We start from the raw sequence: 15,468 nt of genomic DNA, 5'->3' as shown, positions 1-15,468 counted from the left end.
ATGTGCGCGGGGTCGCCTAGAGTCGGCGTCCGTCCAGACGTCGGCGCGCGGGAGCGACGCTCGGAGCGAGCGTGGCGGAGTCGAGCGCGGCCGAAGGCATGCGCCGACCTTAGCGGCGCTCGCCCGCACCATGCAAACCCGCAGATGCGCGGAGGCTTGACAATTTAAGTTTGCAATGCAAAGTTGTTTGCGTGAGTGATGAAATGAGCTCTGATAGAGATCAGGCGGAGCGGATGCTGCGGGTCATGCAGTCCCAGCAGCGGATGACCCAGAGCCGCCTGGTGCGCAGCTACGTCGTGCTGTTGGTGGTGTGGGCAGCGGCCTGGGCGATCGGGTTCGGCGTCCTCTACCTGTCCGCCACGCCCGACCCGCTCGTTCCCGCAGCTGCGGCGTGGCCGGTCTTCGCCGCCTGCATCGTGGTCGCCATCGTCTGGTCGATCACGACCGGGGTGCGAAGCGCCTCATCCGGCATCCGCGGAGCCTCGCGCGTCCAGGGGATGCTGTACGGCTGGTCATGGACGGTGGCGATGGTGGGCGCATCCATCCTTCTCGCGGGCGCGCAGCGCGTCGGCCTTCCCGCCGACACCGCCGCCGTGCTCTACCCCGGGATGTTCGCCCTCGTCGTCGGAATCCTCTACCTCGGCGGAGGCGCACTCTGGCGCTCCCTTCCGCAGTATGCGCTCGGGGTCGTCTTCATCGCCGTCGCCGGGATCGCCACCTTCCTCGGCACACCCGTGCACTACCTCGTCTACGCGGTCGTGGGTCCGATCGCGATGCTCGTGGTCGCGGTGCTCCTCGGCCGTGGTGTCCTGCCGCTCGAGCCGCGACGGGACACCGCGTGAACGATCTCGATCCGGTCATCCACGCTCCGGCGCGGCTCCGCATCATGACGGCACTGACCGAGGCACTGGCCGACGGCGATGACATCACCTTCCCCGCCCTGCAGAAACTCCTCGACATGACCGCGGGAAACCTCACCACGCACCTGGCCAAGCTCGAGGCCGCCGGCTACGTCGGCATCGCCAAAGCCTTCGCCGGCCGCAAGCCCACCACCTTCATCACGCTCACCCCCGCCGGGCGCACGGCATTCCGCACCTACCGCGCTCACCTGCTCGACCTTCTCGGAGGATCATCATGACCGGCCCCGTCCAGCTTCTCGGCGTCACCAAGCGATTCGGCGACGTGACCGCCCTCGACGACGTCTCGTTCGAGGTCGATGCCGGGGAGTGCGTGGGTCTGCTCGGGCCGAACGGCGCCGGCAAGACCACCGCGCTCTCCCTCCTCACGGGCGTCCGGCAGCCGACAACGGGAACCGTCCGCCTCTTCGGCGCCGACCCTCGCAACCCCGCGGCCCGGCGAACGCTGGGCAGCACCCCGCAGGCGACGGCGCTTCCCGACTCGCTGCGGGTGCGAGAGGTGCTCGAGCTCGTCGCGGCGCACTATCCGGCCCCGGCGCCGCGAGACCGGATCGTTTCGGAGTTCGGTCTGGACGACCTCGTCGACGCGCTGTGCGGCGGGCTCTCGGGCGGCCAGCAGCGCCGCGTCGCTGTCGCGATGGCGTTCGTCGGCGACCCCCGCCTCGTGCTCCTGGACGAACCGACCACCGGGCTCGACGTGGAGGGGCGGCGTGCGCTGTGGCAGGCCGTGCGCGCCCGCCACGCGGCGGGCTGCACGGTCATCGTCACCAGCCACCATCTGGAGGAGATCGAGCAGCTCGCCGAGCGTGTGATCGTCATCGACGACGGGCGCATCCGAGCGGATGACACGCTCTCGTCGATCATGGCCGGTGTCGGCCGCCGTCGGGTCACGCTGCGCGGCGTCGAGCCGGCGCACCTTCGCGCCCTCGAGCCCGACGCCGCCATCACCGTCGTCGACGGCGCATCCCCCGGCCCTTCCGCGCTGGTCAGCGCGGTCGTCTCCGACGCCGACGCGTTCGTGCGGAAGCTCGTCGCACACGAGCTGCCCTTCTTCGATCTGCAGGTGCGCGGCGCCACGCTCGAAGAAGCCTTCCTCTCGCTCACTTCGCCCTCCTCCCGCTGACGATCGGAGACCCATGTCCACGCTCGCGCTGGCCGCAACCCATGCCCGCTACAACCTGGTGGAGACCTCTCGGGTGCCCATCGCCATCCTCGGGTCGCTGGTCTTCCCGAGTCTCGCCTTCTGCCTGTTCGTGCTTCCGCAGCCCGCGGTGCGCGGTTCAGCGGAGTTCGCCACCGCGGCGCTGTGCTCGATGGTGGTGTTCGCGTTCATGTCGGCAGGCCTGTTCTCCCTCGGCATCGAGCTGGCCGAACAGCGGGCGAAACCCTGGGCCCCGTACCTGCGAACCCTTCCCGGAGCGGCGAGCGCCCGCATCCTGGGTCTGCTGTCGGCCACCCTGGTGATCTCCGTGATGGCGATGGTGCCGCTTCTCGTGATCGGTGGTCTTTTCACCCAGGCTCGCCCCGAACCTCTCGATGCTCTCGGAGCGATGGCCCTCGCGGTCGTGACCGCGGCCCCGTCCGGGCTCATCGGCATCCTCATCGGCACCCTGACCGGCCCGAAGGCCGCGATCGCGGTCACGCAGGTGGCGATGTTCCTCCTCGCCTTCGGCGGCGGGCTCTTCCTTCCCCCGCAACTGTTCCCGCAGTGGCTCGACGTCGCCTCGGCATTCCTCCCCGTCCGCCAGGCGCGCGAGATCGTGGTGAACGTCGCCCTGGGCACCGCGGTCCCCCTCTGGGCGGTCATCGGCATCGTGGCCTGGACGCTGGCGCTCTCCCTCGTCGCCGTCATCGCCTATCGGCGCGACGAGGGCCGCCGATACCGCTGACCGACGTCGCCGCGACGGGTCCGCTCGGCTCAGTCCGCGCGGCGCCGCGCGGTGATGAGCTCGCTCTCCTCCGCCCGCGTCAGCCCGCTGCGCCGCTCGCGGTCGAGCCCGCGCGCAGCTTCGTCTGCGAGGGTGCGCCGCAGGGTGTCGCCGAGATCTCGCAGGGGGCCACTGGCCGCGCGATACGCGGCGTTCGAACGCGTCGCGAATCCCGGCATGTCGCTCGGCAGCCACAGCGGAAGCGAACGCGGCCCCATCCAGTACTGCACGTCATGTGAGAGCAGCCACTCGTCGTCAGCCTCTACGACATCGCCGCTGTGGCCCGCCACCTCTCGGGCCGCATCGATGAGCATGCGGAACGGCATCGGATCACCGATCGCATTCGCCACGATCGGGAGCTGCTCCGCCCCGCACGCCACGAGAAAGGCCGCGAGGTCATCGACGTCGATCACCTGGGACACGCGGCCCTCGAGAGTCGGTGTGAGGACGGGTTCCCGACCGGCGAGCGCGAGGCGTGCGACCCAGTAGCCGAACCGATCGGTGGGGTCGTCGGGGCCGACGATGAGGCCTGGGCGCACGATCGCCGCCCGGTCGCCGAACGCGTCGCGGACGGATGCCTCGGCCGCGGCCTTCGCGCGCGAGTAGTCGTACTCCTCCCCCGGCTGAAGCGGCGCACTGACCTCGGCACCCTCATCGGCGCCGATGACATCGTTCGCCGAGTACACCGACAGCGACGACACGTACGTCAGGTGACGGGCGACCGGCGCGAGCGCGGCGACCGCCGACGCGACGTGCTCGGGCGTCGAGGAGATCTCGACCACCTCGTCCCACTCGCGCTCGGACACGGTGTCGTAGGCTCCCGGCGCCGCCCGGTCGGCGGTGACGAACTCCGCTCCGTCCGTTGCGGGTCGTGCGCCGCGCGCGAGGCATGTCACGCGAGCACCCGCGTCCGCCCACGCGCGGGCGACTCGACCGCTCAGCCAGCCGGTCCCACCGAGGATGAGCACATTCGTCATGCCGCCATCCCATCAGAGCATCGAGCCGGACGACACCGTGTTCCGCTGCGGGCAGAGTGCGGAGATTACTCGCGCAGGCTCGCTCCGAAGCGCTCCGCGGCGACGGCGACGCCGGCGAGCTTGGCCTCCGTCGCCTCTGCCGCGGTGAGCGTGCGGTCGGGCGCACGGAAACGGAGGGCGAACGTCAGACTCTTCGAGCCCTCGGCAACCCCTGCCCCCCGGTAGTCGTCGACGAGTCGCAGCGACTCCAGCAGGTCGCCCGCGCCGTCGACGAGCGCCGTGCGGACATCGGATGCCGGCACGGCGGCGTCCACCACGAGCGAGACGTCCTGCGTGGCCGCCGGGTAGCCCGACAGCGATGCCGCAACGACTTTCTCGCCCGCGAGCGAGAGCACGAGGTCGAGATCGAGTTCGGCCACGACGACACGACCGGGGAGGTCGGCATCCTCCGCAACGGCCGGAAGCAGCTCCCCGACGTAGCCGACCGCCGTCGCGCCGACGGAGAGGACGCCGGTGCGTCCGGGGTGCAGCGCCGCGCGCTCTCCCTGCGCGACCTCGATCGTCACGCCCGCCGCCGCGGCAATCGTGCGAACGGCATCGAGCGCATCGGCGAGACCGGCCTGTTCCGCGGCGAGGCCGGGCTGCTTCGACGTGATCGACCCGGTGAGAAGCACCGCGACATGGCGGTGCTGCGGCGGGATCGACGCATCGAGGGCCGTCAACGTCGCGGCATCCGGCCGCACCGCCAGGGGCGGAACGACCTCGGTGCCGTAGGCGACTCCCGGCTTCGGAAGGAAGACGACGCCGGTCTCGAACAGCGCCAGATCGATGAGACCTCGCGCCACGTTCCGGTGCGCCACGCGGACCAGCCCCGGCACGAGGCTGCGGCGGAGGAACGGCGCCTGCCCGTCGAGCGGATTGGCGAGCTTGACGCTCGGCAGGTGCGCCCCCGACGCCGATCCGTGCAGATCGTTCTGCTCTTCGGTCGTGAAGGGGAAGGACGGTGTCTCCACGTAACCCGCGGCGGCGAGCGCGTTCGCCACGCGGCGCCGTCCCTGCTGCGCCTGGGTCAGACCGCGTCCGGACGGCGGGGTTGGCAGCACCGACGGGATGCGGTCGTAGCCCTCGATGCGGGCGACCTCTTCCGCCAGGGTCCACTTGTCGGTGAGGTCGGGCCGCCACGAGGGCGGGAAGACGACCCAGTTGCGGTCGTTCTCGCGCACCTCGCACCCGATGATCTCCAGGGCGCGGATGATCTCGGCTTCGGTGTAGTCGACGCCGATCAGCGCGGGCACGAACGGGCGCGGGAGCTCGACGCCGGGTGTTTCGATCACCGCGTGGAGCGCGCCGCCGGCGCGGGTGTCGGTGCCGCCGGCGTACTGCACCATCAGCTCGGCGACGCGCGCGGCGGCGACGAAGGCGATCGCCGGGTCGACGCCGCGCTCGAAGCGGCGTGACGCTTCGGAGGGCAGCTTGTGACGGCGGGCCGTGCGGGCGATCGAGACGGGGTCGAAGGTCGCGGCCTCGATGAGCACGTTGCGCGTCGCCGAGGTCATCTCGGTCGTGCCGCCGCCCATGACGCCGGCGAGGCCGATCGGTCCCGACTCGTCGGTGATGAGCAGATCCTCGGGGCTGAGTTCCCGCACCTTGCCGTCGAGGGTCTCGAGCTTCTCACCCGCGACCGCGCGACGGACCGTGATGCCTCCGCGCAGGGTGTCGAGGTCGTACCCGTGGATCGGCTGTCCGAGCTCGACCATGACGTAGTTGGTGATGTCGATGAGGATGCCGAGCGAGCGGATGCCGGCGAGCGAAAGCCGCGCGATCATCCACGCCGGAGTGGGCTTGGTGGGGTCCACGTCGCGGACGATGCGCGCCACGAACTCCGACGCGCCGACCCGGCCGCGGATCGGTGCCCGATCGTCGACGGCGACCGCGAAGGCCGTGTCGTCGTGGAGGTTGACCTCTCCCCATTCGCGCGAACCCGGGTCGCGGAAGGCCGCGCCCGTCGCGTGGGAGTACTCACGCGCGACACCGCGCACCGACAGCGCATACCCGCGGTCGGGCGTGACGTTGATGTCGACGGCGACGTCGTCCAGCCCGAGCAGGGCGATCGCGTCCGAGCCGACGGGGGCGTCGATGCCGAGCTCCACCAGGCGGAGGATGCCGTCGTGCTCATCGCCCAGACCGAGCTCCTTCGCCGAGGCGATCATGCCGTCGGAGACATGACCGTACGTCTTGCGCGCCGCGATCGGGAAGGGGCCGGGCAGGACGGCACCGGGAAGTGTGACCGGCACCTTGTCTCCGACGAAGAAGTTACGTGCACCGCACACGATGCCGTGCACGGCGGGTCCGCCGTCAGCGGCCGGCTGCCCATCGGGCGCGACCTGCACCTGGCACCAGCGGATCGTCTTGCCGTTGGACTGCGGCTCCTCGACGAACTCGAGCACCTCGCCGACGACGATCGGACCCTGCAGCTCGAAGCGGTGCACATCCTCCTCTTCGAACCCGACGCGCACGAGCGCGGCGAGCACATCCTCGGGGGCGGCGTCCGCCGGAACATCGACATACTCACGCAGCCACGAAAGCGGGACGCGCATCAGACCACCATCCCGAACTGCTCGCTGAAGCGCACATCACCCTCGGCCATGTCGCGCATGTCCTGCACATCACTGCGGAACATCAGTGTCCGCTCGATCCCCATTCCGAACGCGAAACCCGAGTACACCTCGGGGTCGATTCCTGCCGCGCGCAGCACGTTGGGGTTGACCATGCCGCATCCGCCCCACTCGATCCAGCGTGCGCCGCCCTTGAAGGTCGGGTGCCAGAGGTCGAGCTCGGCCGACGGCTCGGTGAACGGGAAGTAGTTGGCGCGAAAGCGCGTCTTGGCTTCGGGTCCGAACAGCACGCGGGCGGCGTGATCGAGCGTGCCCTTCAGGTGCGCCATCGTGATGCACCTGTCGATGACGAGCCCCTCGAACTGGGTGAAGACCGGCAGATGGGTCGCATCGAACTCATCCGTGCGGTAGACCCGGCCGGGGCAGAGAACGTAGATCGGCAGGTCGCGCTCGAGCATCGAGCGCACCTGCACGGGGCTGGTGTGCGTGCGCATGACGAGGTGCCGGTCGACCGGGTCGATGAAGAACGTGTCCTGCATCTGTCGCGCCGGGTGGTCGGCGTCGAAGTTCAGTGCGTCGAAGTTGAACCACTCGTGCTCGAGCTCGGGCCCCTCCGCGATCTCCCACCCCATGCCGACGAAGATGTCGGCGACCTGCTCCTGGAGGAGGGAGATCGGATGCCGCGCGCCCACCCGGGCACGGGCGGGGAGCGCCGTGACATCGATCCTCTCGGCTTCGAGGCGTGCAGCCGTCTCGACTGCCGCCACCTCTGCCTCACGGGCGGTGAGAGCCTGGGCGACCCGGCCGCGGGCCTGCCCGATGAGCTTGCCGAACTCGGCCTTGCGCTCGGGTGCCACGTCGCGAAGGCGCGCGTTCAGCCGCGACAGAGGCGATCCTTCGCCCGCGTGCGCGGCGCGAGCCGCCTTCAGCGAGGCGGAGTCGGCCGCGGCATCGACGGCGAGCAGGGCTGCGTCGACGGCAGCAGCGACCGCCTCGGGGGTGATCTCGGGCTTTTCGGGGGCGTCGGACACGAAGACCGAGTCTACCGACGCGGCGGGCGGGCTCCGACGCGTCAGGGCATGGCCCGATCGGCCGCGTTTCCCGACGTTCTCTGGGCGACGATGAGTTCCGTGTCGGTGACCTCCTGCGTCGGCTGATTCGCACCGGCGACACGTCCGGTCTTCGCCGATCGACGAAGTCGTTTCTCGACGGTGTTCGCGATGAGTGACAGCAGGATGCACAGCCCGATGTAGATGGCAGCGACGATGATCGTGGCGGGCACGATGGGCGAGTCGAGCGTGGCTTGAGAGCCGATTGTGCGAGCGAAGAAGAGCAGCTCCGGATAGGTGATGATGAATCCGAGGGCGGTGTCCTTCAGCGTGACGACCAGCTGTGCGATGATCACCGGCATCATCGCTCGGATGGCCTGCGGGAGAAGGACCAGGCGCATGACGCCAGCCTTGCGGAGTCCAATGGCGTAACCGGCCTCTCGTTGGCCGCGGGGCAGGGACTCCACGCCGGCGCGGATCACCTCCGCCAGGACGGAGCCGTTGTACGCGATCAAGGCGATGACCACGGCCCAGTAGGGCTCCATCCTGATTCCGATGACCGGCAGTCCGTAGTAGAGCAAGAACATGAAGACCAGGACCGGGATGGCGCGGAGAACCTCCACGACGGCTCCGACCGGAATACGGACCCAGGCGTGATCCGACATCCGCCCGATGGCCAGGATGAAGCCGAGCACGAGCGCCCCGACCCCCGCAGCGGCGAAAGCCGCCAGAGTGCGGCCGGTGGCCTCCGCGATCTGGATCCAGACGTTGGTGTAGGTGAATGCCGACCACTTCTCGGCGGTGAATTGTCCGGTCGCGGCGAGACGCCACACGAAGTAGCCGACGACGGCCGCGACGACGATGACGGTGAGGACACCCAGGATGCGATTGCGTGCGATGGCGCGGGGACCGGGAACGTCGTACAGGACGGAACTCATCGCGCCACCTTCCATCGATTCTCCAGACTGCGCTGACCCCAGGACAGCAGAAGGACGAGCGCGACGAAGATCACCATCACCCACAGGATGACCACGAACTGGTTCTCGCCGCGCTCACTGAGGTAACTGCGGATCGATCCGAGATTGACCACCGAGAATCCGGCGGCCACCGTGGTGTTCTTCAGCAGAGCGATGAAGACGCTCATCATCGGCGGAATCACCGACCGGAAGGCCTGCGGCAGGACGACCAGAGACATCACCTGCCCGAAGGTCAGACCCAGCGCACGCGCGGCCTCGGCTTGACCGACGGGAACGGTGTTGATCCCTGAGCGGATCGTCTCGGCGACGTACGTCGCGGTGTAGATGCCGAGCGCCGAGATCGCCAGCGTGAGGGAGACCTGGGCGGTCAGCCGCAGCCCGAGAAGCGGGGGGAGCGCGAAGGCGAACGCGAAGAACACCAGCGTGAGGGGGGTGTTGCGAATCGTGTTGACGTACAGGCTCCCGACACCGCGGGCGATCGGGATCGGCGAGACCCGCATGGCCGCGACGATCGTCCCCAGGATCAGCGCGACCAGTCCTCCGCCGAAGAACAGGATGAGGGTCCCCAGGAGGGTCTCCCCCCACAGGTCAAGATTGTCGGTGACGACTCCCATGTCTCCCCTAGCGCTCGCGAACGACTTCCCGGGGACGACGAACTCGTCGCCCCCGGGAAAGGATCACTCGTCGGACGTCGGCTGTTCGCCTTCGATGCCGGCGGGAGCGAGGTGCTCCTCGAACAGCGCGGTCCAGACATCCCCGCCGTCGTTGAAGAGGGCGTTAATGTGGTCCTTCAGGGCCGTGTCACCCTTTTCGAGTCCCACGCCGTAGCGCTCCTCGCTGAAGGGATCACCCGCGATCTTCAGCTCGTCGGGCTCGAGCGCCACGTAACCGGCGAGGATCGCCTCGTCCGTCGTGATCGCGTCCACCGAACCGGCTTTCAGCTGCTCGACGCACTGCGAGTAGGTGTCGTACTCGACGGTGTCACCGGGGCTGTACTCATCACGGATGCGCTGCAGCGGCGTCGAGCCGGTCACGGAGCAGACGATCTTTCCGGCCAGGTCGTCCGGACCGTTGATGTCCTCATTGTCCGCGGCGACGAGGAGCCCCTGCCCGGTGATGAAGTACGGTCCAGCGAAATCGATCTGCTCTTTGCGAGAGTCGGTGATCGAGTAGGTACCGACGTAGTAGTCGATGTCGCCGTTGACGATGGCCTGCTCACGGTTTGCGGACGGGATCGTCTCGTACGTGATCTGATCCTCGTCGAATCCGAGCGAGGCGGCGATCCACCGCGCGATGTCGACGTCGAACCCGGTGCGTTCTCCGGTGGTGACGTCCTCGAAGCCCAGACCAGGCTGATCGTTCTTCACACCGATGATGACACCGTCGCGCTCAACCATCCGGTCGTATGTGGGGCTGTCGGCGAGATCGACGTCGCCGGCGACCTCCCACAGGGCGGCAGTGTCTCCACCACCTGTCTCGTCGTCTCCTGTCGTGCCGGTCGGCGAGCCGCTGTTGCAGCCGGAGAGGGTGAGGGCGGCGACGGCGGCGAGGCCGATGCCTGCGATCAAACGTGACGTACGCATGTGAGTGCTCCTTGGTTTCGTGCGGCTGTGCTGGTGTTCTGCGAGGGTTCGGGTTACGTATGTCCGACGTCGGGTTCGTGCGGGCAGCGATCTTGGCGCGGTTCGTCGCTCCTTTCTCGAAGGGTCAGTGGGTGATGAGCTTGGACAGGAAATCCTTTGCGCGGTCGCTGCGCGGGGCAGTGAAGAACTGCTCAGGGGCCGCCTCTTCCACGATCATGCCGTCAGACATGAAGACCACCCGGTCACCGGCCTTGCGAGCGAAGCCCATCTCGTGGGTGACGACGATCATCGTCATTCCGCTCTCCGCGAGACCGACCATGACGTCGAGGACTTCGTTGATCATTTCGGGGTCCAACGCGCTGGTGGGCTCATCGAAGAGCATCACCTTCGGCTGCATCGCCAGCGCGCGGGCGATCGCCACACGCTGCTGCTGTCCGCCCGAGAGCTGGGCGGGGAGCTTATCCGCCTGCTGGGCCACACCCACGCGTTCCAAAAGCTCGCGGGCCTGCTTCTCGGCGTCCGCCTTCTTCATGCCCTTGACCTTGATCGGGCCGAGCGTGACGTTGTCGAGGATCGACAGATGCGCGAAGAGGTTGAACGACTGGAAGACCATGCCGACGTCCGCTCGCAACGCCGCCAGGGCCTTGCCCTCCTTCGGCAGCTCTTCGCCGTCGATGGTGATCGATCCGCTCGTGATCGTCTCGAGTCGGTTGATGGTGCGGCACAGGGTCGACTTGCCTGATCCTGACGGGCCGATCACGACGACGACCTCTCCACGGTTCACCGAGAGGTCGATGTCGCGCAGCGCCTGGAAGTCGCCGTAGTGCTTCTGCACGTCCGTCATCACCACGAGGGGCTCGCCGCGACGAACCGCGATGTTGGACGTCCGCGGCGCCGCCGTTGGTGCATCAGATGCCATGCCTGCCACCCTAGGCCGACGGCCCCGCCGACGCCGGTCATGTGAGCAGACCTTAACCGAGTTGTAACAGCAGCTGTTTCACACCGGCTGACGGTGCGCGGCGGAGTTCTCAGCCCTGCGCGAGCACGGCGCGCTGCGCGAACGCGGTCTCGTACAGGCATACGCTCGCGGCCGTGGCGAGGTTCAGCGACTCCGCGGCACCGTAGATCGGCAGACGCAGCGACAGGTCCGCGAGGGCGAGGGCGTCGGGTTCGAGCCCCCTCGCCTCGTTGCCGAACAGCCATGCCGTGGGCTCTGCCAGCGATGGGCGATGGGCGAGGAAGTCCTCTCCCCCGACATCCGCCGCGACCACGCGAACCCCCGCCGCCCGCGCGCGTTCGACGGTGGAGACGAGGTCGACGCCCACGGCCACGGGAAGGTGGAACAGCGATCCGGTGCTCGCCCGGACCACTTTCGGGTTGTAGGGGTCGACGGTGCGACCGGTGAGGATGACCGCATCGGCTCCGACCGCGTCGGCGGCGCGGATGATCGTGCCGAGGTTGCCCGGATCGCGCACCTCCTCGCAGATGGCGAGCAGTCGGGGTCCCGCGGCGAAGACATCGCGCACCGAGGTGGGGGTCTGCCGGGCGACGGCGACGATCCCCTGCGGAGTGACCGTGTCGGCCATCGCGTCGAGAACGGCTTCGCTGGCGAAAGACACCTCGATGCCGGCCTCACGCGCGGCATCCCGGATCTCGGCGTGCTTCTCCAGCGCAGTCGGCGTGGCGTAGAGATCGACGACTGTGTCCGGCCGGTACGCCAGCACCTCCCGGGCGGCCTGCGGCCCCTCGAGCAGGAAGAGCCCCGTCTCCTGACGAGCACTGCGCTTGGTGAGCTTCGCCACGGCGCGCACGCGCGGCGACCGCGGATTCTCCAGCACAGCCCCAGCATACGGGCGAGAAGAGCAAGCAACAGGGCACCCCTCCGTTCGGAGGGGTGCCCTGTTATGGCTGCCGGGAGTCAGGCGCTCTTGGGAGCGTTGACGTTCTCGGGCAGAGCCTGCTTGGCCGTCGCGACGAGCGAGGCGAAGACGGCCGGCTCGTTCACCGCCAGCTCGGCGAGCATGCGGCGGTCGACCTGCACGCCCGCAAGGCCAAGGCCCTGGATGAACCGATTGTAGGTGATGCCGTTCTGACGGGCAGCGGCGTTGATGCGCTGGATCCACAGGCGGCGGAAGTCGCCCTTGCGCTTACGGCGGTCGCGGTAGGCGTAGACGAGCGAGTGGGTGACCTGCTCCTTCGCCTTGCGGTACAGCCGCGAACGCTGTCCGCGGTAACCGGACGCGCGCTCGAGGATGACGCGACGCTTCTTCTGGGCGTTGACAGCCCGCTTTACTCTGGCCATTTCGTTTCGTTCCTAACCTTCGAGTCCGGGTGCTCAGCGACCGAGCAGCTTCTTGGCGACCTTGGCGTCGCCCGGGGCGAGGACCTGGTCCTGCGAGAGGCGACGGGTGCGCTTGGTGGGCTTCCCCTCGAAGTTGTGGCGCAGGTTCGCCTGCTGCTTCATGAGCTTGCCGGTGCCGGTGATCTTGAAGCGCTTCTTGGCACCCGAATGGGTCTTCTGCTTCGGCATCTTCTCGTTCCTTCTGGTCTCGCCCGGAGGCGGGGTGGGATCCCGCCGGAGCGGGAGTCTGATCCCGCACGGCGTGCGGGAAGTCGGGTTATTCGGCCGGTGCCTCGGCGTCGCTGCGCGGTGCGCGGGCGGCTTCCTTGTTGGCGGCGCGCTGCGCGTTCTGCTCGGCCTTGGCCTCGGACTTGTTCTTGTGCGGTGCGACCACCATGGTCATGTTGCGTCCGTCGATCGTGGGGTTGGACTCGACGGTCCCGAACTCCGCGACATCCTCGGCGAATTTGCGCAGCAGACGCACGCCCTGCTCAGGGCGGGACTGCTCCCGGCCGCGGAACAGGATCATGGCCTTGACCTTGTCTCCGGCCTTCAGGAAGCCTTCGGCGCGCTTGAGCTTGGTCTGGTAGTCGTGAGCCTCGATCTTCAGGCGGAACCGCACCTCTTTGAGGACGGTGTTGGCCTGATTGCGACGGGCCTCTTTGGCCTTCTGCGCGTTCTCGTACTTGAACTTCCCGTAGTCCATGATCTTGACCACGGGGGGCTTGGAGTTGGGGGCGACCTCGACCAGATCGAGATCGGCCTCCTGAGCCAGACGCTGCGCAACCTCGATGCGGACGACGCCGACCTGTTCGCCGTTGGGGCCGACGAGTCGGACCTCGGGAACGCGGATGCGCTCATTGGTGCGGGGATCGCTGATGCGGAACTCCTCTTCGGTGGCGGTTGGCATCCCGCGACGCGGTGCGACGCGGGGCGATCGAAGAACCACCCACCAGCGACGGCGCGGGAGCGCCGACTTTCCGCACCCGGTCCGTTTCCGGCTACCCCGACCGCAGTGCGGCCGAGGCGGAGTGCTTGACCCGGTAGCCTGGAGCGGCAAGCGCGGGTGGGATGTGATCCTCTTTCGAACCGGAGCAGATTGCTCCGAGCCCGCTGAAGTCTACCAGAGAGTGCGAGCGGCCAGCATCGACATGGATACCCGAGACGATTCCGCGCCCGCGGGCGATGTGCGCCCCACCCAATGGGAGGAGCAGGAGGCCGCGGCATCGGCGGCCACGCGAGACATCGCCGACGTGCCGGCGGTGGAGGTCATCACCACCACGGCGGTGCACCTCATGAGCGCGGCAGCCGTAAAGGTGGGGCTCGCCGACGACCCCGCGAGGCAGCTCGACCTCGACGAGGCCCGCAAGCTCATCAATGCCCTCGCGGGACTCATCACCGCCGGGGCTCCCGAGATCAGCGACATGCACGCCCGGTCGCTCCGCGACGGCCTTCGCTCGTTGCAGCTGGCCTTCCGCGAGGCATCCGTCATCCCCGACCCCATCGGCAAAGGACCTGGCGAGAAGTGGACGGGCCCCGTGACCTGACCCGGTCCGGCCGGCGGATCAGGCGCCGCGACGGAGCTTGATCGTCAGGGAGTCGACGAGTACCGCGATGCGATCATCGGCGGCCCACCGCTTGGCAAGGCGGGCCAGCACGGCGTCGAGCTGGCCGCGATCCAGGCCCTGGACGAGCTGGAGCTCGACGACGAGCTCGGGTCCGCGCAGCCGCGCTGTGGGGTCCCCCGGCGCGAGGGAGAAGTCGATGACGGCCAGCTCGCTCCCCACGCTCTCGCGAAGACCGGCGTACACCTCCGGTGAGGTGTAGCTGGGTTCCCAGCCCTCACGCTGCGCGATCGCCCAGACGGCAGGCCGACGCAGCACGAACTCCGTCGGCGAACCCGGGTCGATCACGATGAGCTCGGTGTCCTCGGCGGCCACGGCCAGAGCGGTGCGCACCCCGTCCGCCGGCACGGGTCGTGCGCCGGCATCCCATCGCGTCATGGTTTCGACGGAGGTGAAGACGGGGAGGACGCGGCGACCGTCGGGGGCGGCCACCGACACGATCGACAGCTCCTGGGTCTTGTCCACGGCGAGACCGTGCGGACCCACCCCCTCGTCGCCCTTCTCCGCGATAAGCGGAATGAGAAGTCGCGCGGACCGGTAGGCGTCGACGACCGTCCGCTCATCACCTTCGCCCCGCCCGAACGCCTCGAGGGCCGCCAGCAGCTGCGGGTCCGCACGGCCGTCGTCGCCGGCGTGCGGGTTGGGTTGGAAGGCGCGACCCTCCCAGGGCACCCCCGCCGAGTCGGCGTGGGCGTGATCGTGCGAAGGATCAGTGTCCGGCGACATCCAGAGCCTCACCCAGGGTGAAGGCCCCGGCGTACAGCGCCTTCCCGACGATCGCACCTTCGACGCCGAGGGGCACCAGCTCGCGGAGGGCGGCGATGTCATCGAGGCTCGAGACTCCTCCCGACGCCACGACCGGCTTCGGGGTGCGCGCCGTCATCTCGCGCAGCAGTTCGAGGTTCGGACCGCGGAGGGTCCCGTCCTTGGTGACGTCGGTGACGACGTAGCGGCTGCAGCCCGCGCTCTCGAGGCGCGTCAGCACCGTCCACAGGTCGCCTCCGTCGCGCGTCCACCCGCGCGCGGCGAGGGTCGTGCCGCGGACGTCGAGCCCGACCGCGACGAGGTCGCCATAGCGCCCGATCACGTCGGCCGCCCACTCGGGGTTCTCCAGGGCTGCCGTCCCGAGGTTCACCCGGGCGGCACCGGATTCGAGCGCGGCCTCGAGCGAGGCATCGTCGCGAATGCCGCCGGAGACCTCGACCTGCACACCACGGACCTGCTTGATGACCTTCCGCAGCACCGCGGCGTTGCTGCCGCGCCCGAAAGCGGCGTCGAGGTCGACGAGGTGGATCCACTCGGCCCCCTGGCGGGCCCAGTCGAGCGCCGCCTCCACGGGGTCGCCGTAATTGGTCTCGCTGCCGGCCTCACCCTGGGTCAGTCGCACCGCTTTGCCGCCCGCCACATCGACGGCGGGAAGAAGGGTCAAAGCGGGCGTGGACGCAAAATCGTTCAT

At 68.8% G+C, this 15,468-nt stretch carries 18 protein-coding genes; 5 read left to right on the top strand and 13 right to left on the bottom strand.

The window, feature by feature from the left end; translation table 11 throughout:
* The first annotated feature begins 203 nt into the window (after window positions 1-203).
* The 4 genes from FBY40_RS17550 to FBY40_RS08645 are packed head-to-tail and all read left to right on the top strand — an operon-like array spanning window position 204 to window position 2,806.
* Window positions 204-842 carry a hypothetical protein gene (locus tag FBY40_RS17550; RefSeq protein WP_235014716.1) on the top strand — a complete coding sequence of 213 codons (639 nt, stop codon included), beginning with the start codon at window positions 204-206 and terminating at the stop codon, window positions 840-842.
* Window positions 839-1,138 carry a transcriptional regulator gene (locus FBY40_RS17545; RefSeq protein WP_235014715.1) on the top strand — a complete coding sequence of 100 codons (300 nt, stop codon included), beginning with the start codon at window positions 839-841 and terminating at the stop codon, window positions 1,136-1,138. The genes FBY40_RS17550 and FBY40_RS17545 overlap by 4 nt, the downstream gene beginning before the upstream one ends.
* The gene (locus FBY40_RS08650) at window positions 1,135-2,040 is read left to right on the top strand and encodes an ABC transporter ATP-binding protein (protein ID WP_141938025.1); all 906 of its coding nucleotides are present in this window, start codon (window positions 1,135-1,137) and stop codon (window positions 2,038-2,040) included. Before FBY40_RS17545 ends, FBY40_RS08650 begins: the two co-directional genes overlap by 4 nt.
* A gap of 13 nt (window positions 2,041-2,053) precedes the next feature.
* Window positions 2,054-2,806, top strand: a complete 753-nt coding sequence (locus tag FBY40_RS08645) for an ABC transporter permease (RefSeq protein ID WP_141938024.1) — start codon at window positions 2,054-2,056, stop codon at window positions 2,804-2,806.
* Between the two features lie 29 nt (window positions 2,807-2,835).
* Here FBY40_RS08645 and FBY40_RS08640 read toward each other — a convergent pair whose 3' ends face one another.
* The 11 genes from FBY40_RS08640 to infC form a co-directional block, all read right to left on the bottom strand.
* Complete coding sequence (locus FBY40_RS08640) at window positions 2,836-3,822, bottom strand: NAD-dependent epimerase/dehydratase family protein (protein WP_141938022.1); 987 nt, start codon at window positions 3,820-3,822, stop codon at window positions 2,836-2,838.
* 65 nt (window positions 3,823-3,887) lie between these two features.
* Window positions 3,888-6,419, bottom strand: coding sequence for a phenylalanine--tRNA ligase subunit beta (pheT, locus tag FBY40_RS08635; RefSeq protein WP_141938021.1), 2,532 nt, complete (start codon window positions 6,417-6,419; stop codon window positions 3,888-3,890).
* Window positions 6,419-7,468 carry a phenylalanine--tRNA ligase subunit alpha gene (gene pheS, locus FBY40_RS08630; RefSeq protein WP_141938019.1) on the bottom strand — a complete coding sequence of 350 codons (1,050 nt, stop codon included), beginning with the start codon at window positions 7,466-7,468 and terminating at the stop codon, window positions 6,419-6,421. The genes pheT and pheS overlap by 1 nt, the downstream gene beginning before the upstream one ends.
* 41 nt (window positions 7,469-7,509) lie before the next feature.
* The gene (locus tag FBY40_RS08625; protein WP_141938017.1) at window positions 7,510-8,424 is read right to left on the bottom strand and encodes an amino acid ABC transporter permease; all 915 of its coding nucleotides are present in this window, start codon (window positions 8,422-8,424) and stop codon (window positions 7,510-7,512) included.
* Window positions 8,421-9,077 carry an amino acid ABC transporter permease gene (locus FBY40_RS08620; protein ID WP_141938014.1) on the bottom strand — a complete coding sequence of 219 codons (657 nt, stop codon included), beginning with the start codon at window positions 9,075-9,077 and terminating at the stop codon, window positions 8,421-8,423. Before FBY40_RS08620 ends, FBY40_RS08625 begins: the two co-directional genes overlap by 4 nt.
* A 63-nt stretch (window positions 9,078-9,140) precedes the next feature.
* Complete coding sequence (locus tag FBY40_RS08615; RefSeq protein WP_141938012.1) at window positions 9,141-10,046, bottom strand: glutamate ABC transporter substrate-binding protein; 906 nt, start codon at window positions 10,044-10,046, stop codon at window positions 9,141-9,143.
* Between the two features lie 124 nt (window positions 10,047-10,170).
* Window positions 10,171-10,890: an amino acid ABC transporter ATP-binding protein gene (locus FBY40_RS08610; protein WP_235015075.1), complete on the bottom strand. Its 720-nt coding sequence runs from the start codon at window positions 10,888-10,890 to the stop codon at window positions 10,171-10,173.
* Between the two features lie 184 nt (window positions 10,891-11,074).
* Window positions 11,075-11,884, bottom strand: a complete 810-nt coding sequence (locus tag FBY40_RS08605) for a TrmH family RNA methyltransferase (protein ID WP_141938008.1) — start codon at window positions 11,882-11,884, stop codon at window positions 11,075-11,077.
* 80 nt (window positions 11,885-11,964) lie between these two features.
* Window positions 11,965-12,348, bottom strand: coding sequence for a 50S ribosomal protein L20 (gene rplT, locus FBY40_RS08600; RefSeq protein WP_124292938.1), 384 nt, complete (start codon window positions 12,346-12,348; stop codon window positions 11,965-11,967).
* Window positions 12,349-12,381: 33 nt separating this feature from the next.
* On the bottom strand, window positions 12,382-12,576 hold the full coding sequence (rpmI, locus tag FBY40_RS08595) for a 50S ribosomal protein L35 (RefSeq protein ID WP_124292937.1): 195 nt from the start codon (window positions 12,574-12,576) through the stop codon (window positions 12,382-12,384).
* An 88-nt stretch (window positions 12,577-12,664) separates the two neighbouring features.
* Complete coding sequence (gene infC / locus FBY40_RS08590) at window positions 12,665-13,297, bottom strand: translation initiation factor IF-3 (protein ID WP_124292936.1); 633 nt, start codon at window positions 13,295-13,297, stop codon at window positions 12,665-12,667.
* 241 nt (window positions 13,298-13,538) lie between these two features.
* Here infC and FBY40_RS08585 point away from each other — a divergent pair, with 241 nt between their 5' ends.
* Window positions 13,539-13,934 (top strand): DUF1844 domain-containing protein, encoded by a 396-nt coding sequence (locus FBY40_RS08585; protein ID WP_141938006.1) that lies wholly within the window; start codon window positions 13,539-13,541, stop codon window positions 13,932-13,934.
* Window positions 13,935-13,952: 18 nt separating this feature from the next.
* On the opposite strand, the gene FBY40_RS08580 is transcribed toward FBY40_RS08585, so the two are convergent.
* A complete protein-coding gene (locus tag FBY40_RS08580; RefSeq protein ID WP_141938004.1) occupies window positions 13,953-14,738 on the bottom strand; it encodes an SseB family protein in 786 nt (261 codons plus the stop codon).
* Window positions 14,722-15,468, bottom strand: coding sequence for a bifunctional 1-(5-phosphoribosyl)-5-((5-phosphoribosylamino)methylideneamino)imidazole-4-carboxamide isomerase/phosphoribosylanthranilate isomerase PriA (gene priA, locus FBY40_RS08575; RefSeq protein WP_141938003.1), 747 nt, complete (start codon window positions 15,466-15,468; stop codon window positions 14,722-14,724). Before priA ends, FBY40_RS08580 begins: the two co-directional genes overlap by 17 nt.

The sequence above is a fragment of the Microbacterium sp. SLBN-154 genome (assembly GCF_006715565.1).
In the GTDB taxonomy this organism is placed as follows: Bacteria; Actinomycetota; Actinomycetes; order Actinomycetales; family Microbacteriaceae; genus Microbacterium.
The sequence above is the reverse complement of the archived record's forward strand: the minus strand, read 5'-3'. Positions and strand labels throughout refer to the sequence as shown.

What these genes read in the sequence shown, in the direction of transcription:
- priA (WP_141938003.1), bottom strand. Translation starts at nt 15,468, where the DNA reads ATGAACGATTTTGCGTCCACGCCCGCTTTGACCCTTCTTCCCGCCGTC.
- pheT (WP_141938021.1), bottom strand. Translation starts at nt 6,419, where the DNA reads ATGCGCGTCCCGCTTTCGTGGCTGCGTGAGTATGTCGATGTTCCGGCG.
- rplT (WP_124292938.1), bottom strand. Translation starts at nt 12,348, where the DNA reads ATGGCCAGAGTAAAGCGGGCTGTCAACGCCCAGAAGAAGCGTCGCGTC.
- FBY40_RS17550 (WP_235014716.1), top strand. Translation starts at nt 204, where the DNA reads ATGAGCTCTGATAGAGATCAGGCGGAGCGGATGCTGCGGGTCATGCAG.
- infC (WP_124292936.1), bottom strand. Translation starts at nt 13,297, where the DNA reads ATGCCAACCGCCACCGAAGAGGAGTTCCGCATCAGCGATCCCCGCACC.
- FBY40_RS08620 (WP_141938014.1), bottom strand. Translation starts at nt 9,077, where the DNA reads ATGGGAGTCGTCACCGACAATCTTGACCTGTGGGGGGAGACCCTCCTG.
- FBY40_RS08580 (WP_141938004.1), bottom strand. Translation starts at nt 14,738, where the DNA reads ATGTCGCCGGACACTGATCCTTCGCACGATCACGCCCACGCCGACTCG.
- FBY40_RS08610 (WP_235015075.1), bottom strand. Translation starts at nt 10,890, where the DNA reads ATGACGGACGTGCAGAAGCACTACGGCGACTTCCAGGCGCTGCGCGAC.
- FBY40_RS08615 (WP_141938012.1), bottom strand. Translation starts at nt 10,046, where the DNA reads ATGCGTACGTCACGTTTGATCGCAGGCATCGGCCTCGCCGCCGTCGCC.
- FBY40_RS08645 (WP_141938024.1), top strand. Translation starts at nt 2,054, where the DNA reads ATGTCCACGCTCGCGCTGGCCGCAACCCATGCCCGCTACAACCTGGTG.
- FBY40_RS08650 (WP_141938025.1), top strand. Translation starts at nt 1,135, where the DNA reads ATGACCGGCCCCGTCCAGCTTCTCGGCGTCACCAAGCGATTCGGCGAC.
- FBY40_RS08625 (WP_141938017.1), bottom strand. Translation starts at nt 8,424, where the DNA reads ATGAGTTCCGTCCTGTACGACGTTCCCGGTCCCCGCGCCATCGCACGC.
- FBY40_RS08585 (WP_141938006.1), top strand. Translation starts at nt 13,539, where the DNA reads ATGGATACCCGAGACGATTCCGCGCCCGCGGGCGATGTGCGCCCCACC.
- rpmI (WP_124292937.1), bottom strand. Translation starts at nt 12,576, where the DNA reads ATGCCGAAGCAGAAGACCCATTCGGGTGCCAAGAAGCGCTTCAAGATC.
- FBY40_RS08640 (WP_141938022.1), bottom strand. Translation starts at nt 3,822, where the DNA reads ATGACGAATGTGCTCATCCTCGGTGGGACCGGCTGGCTGAGCGGTCGA.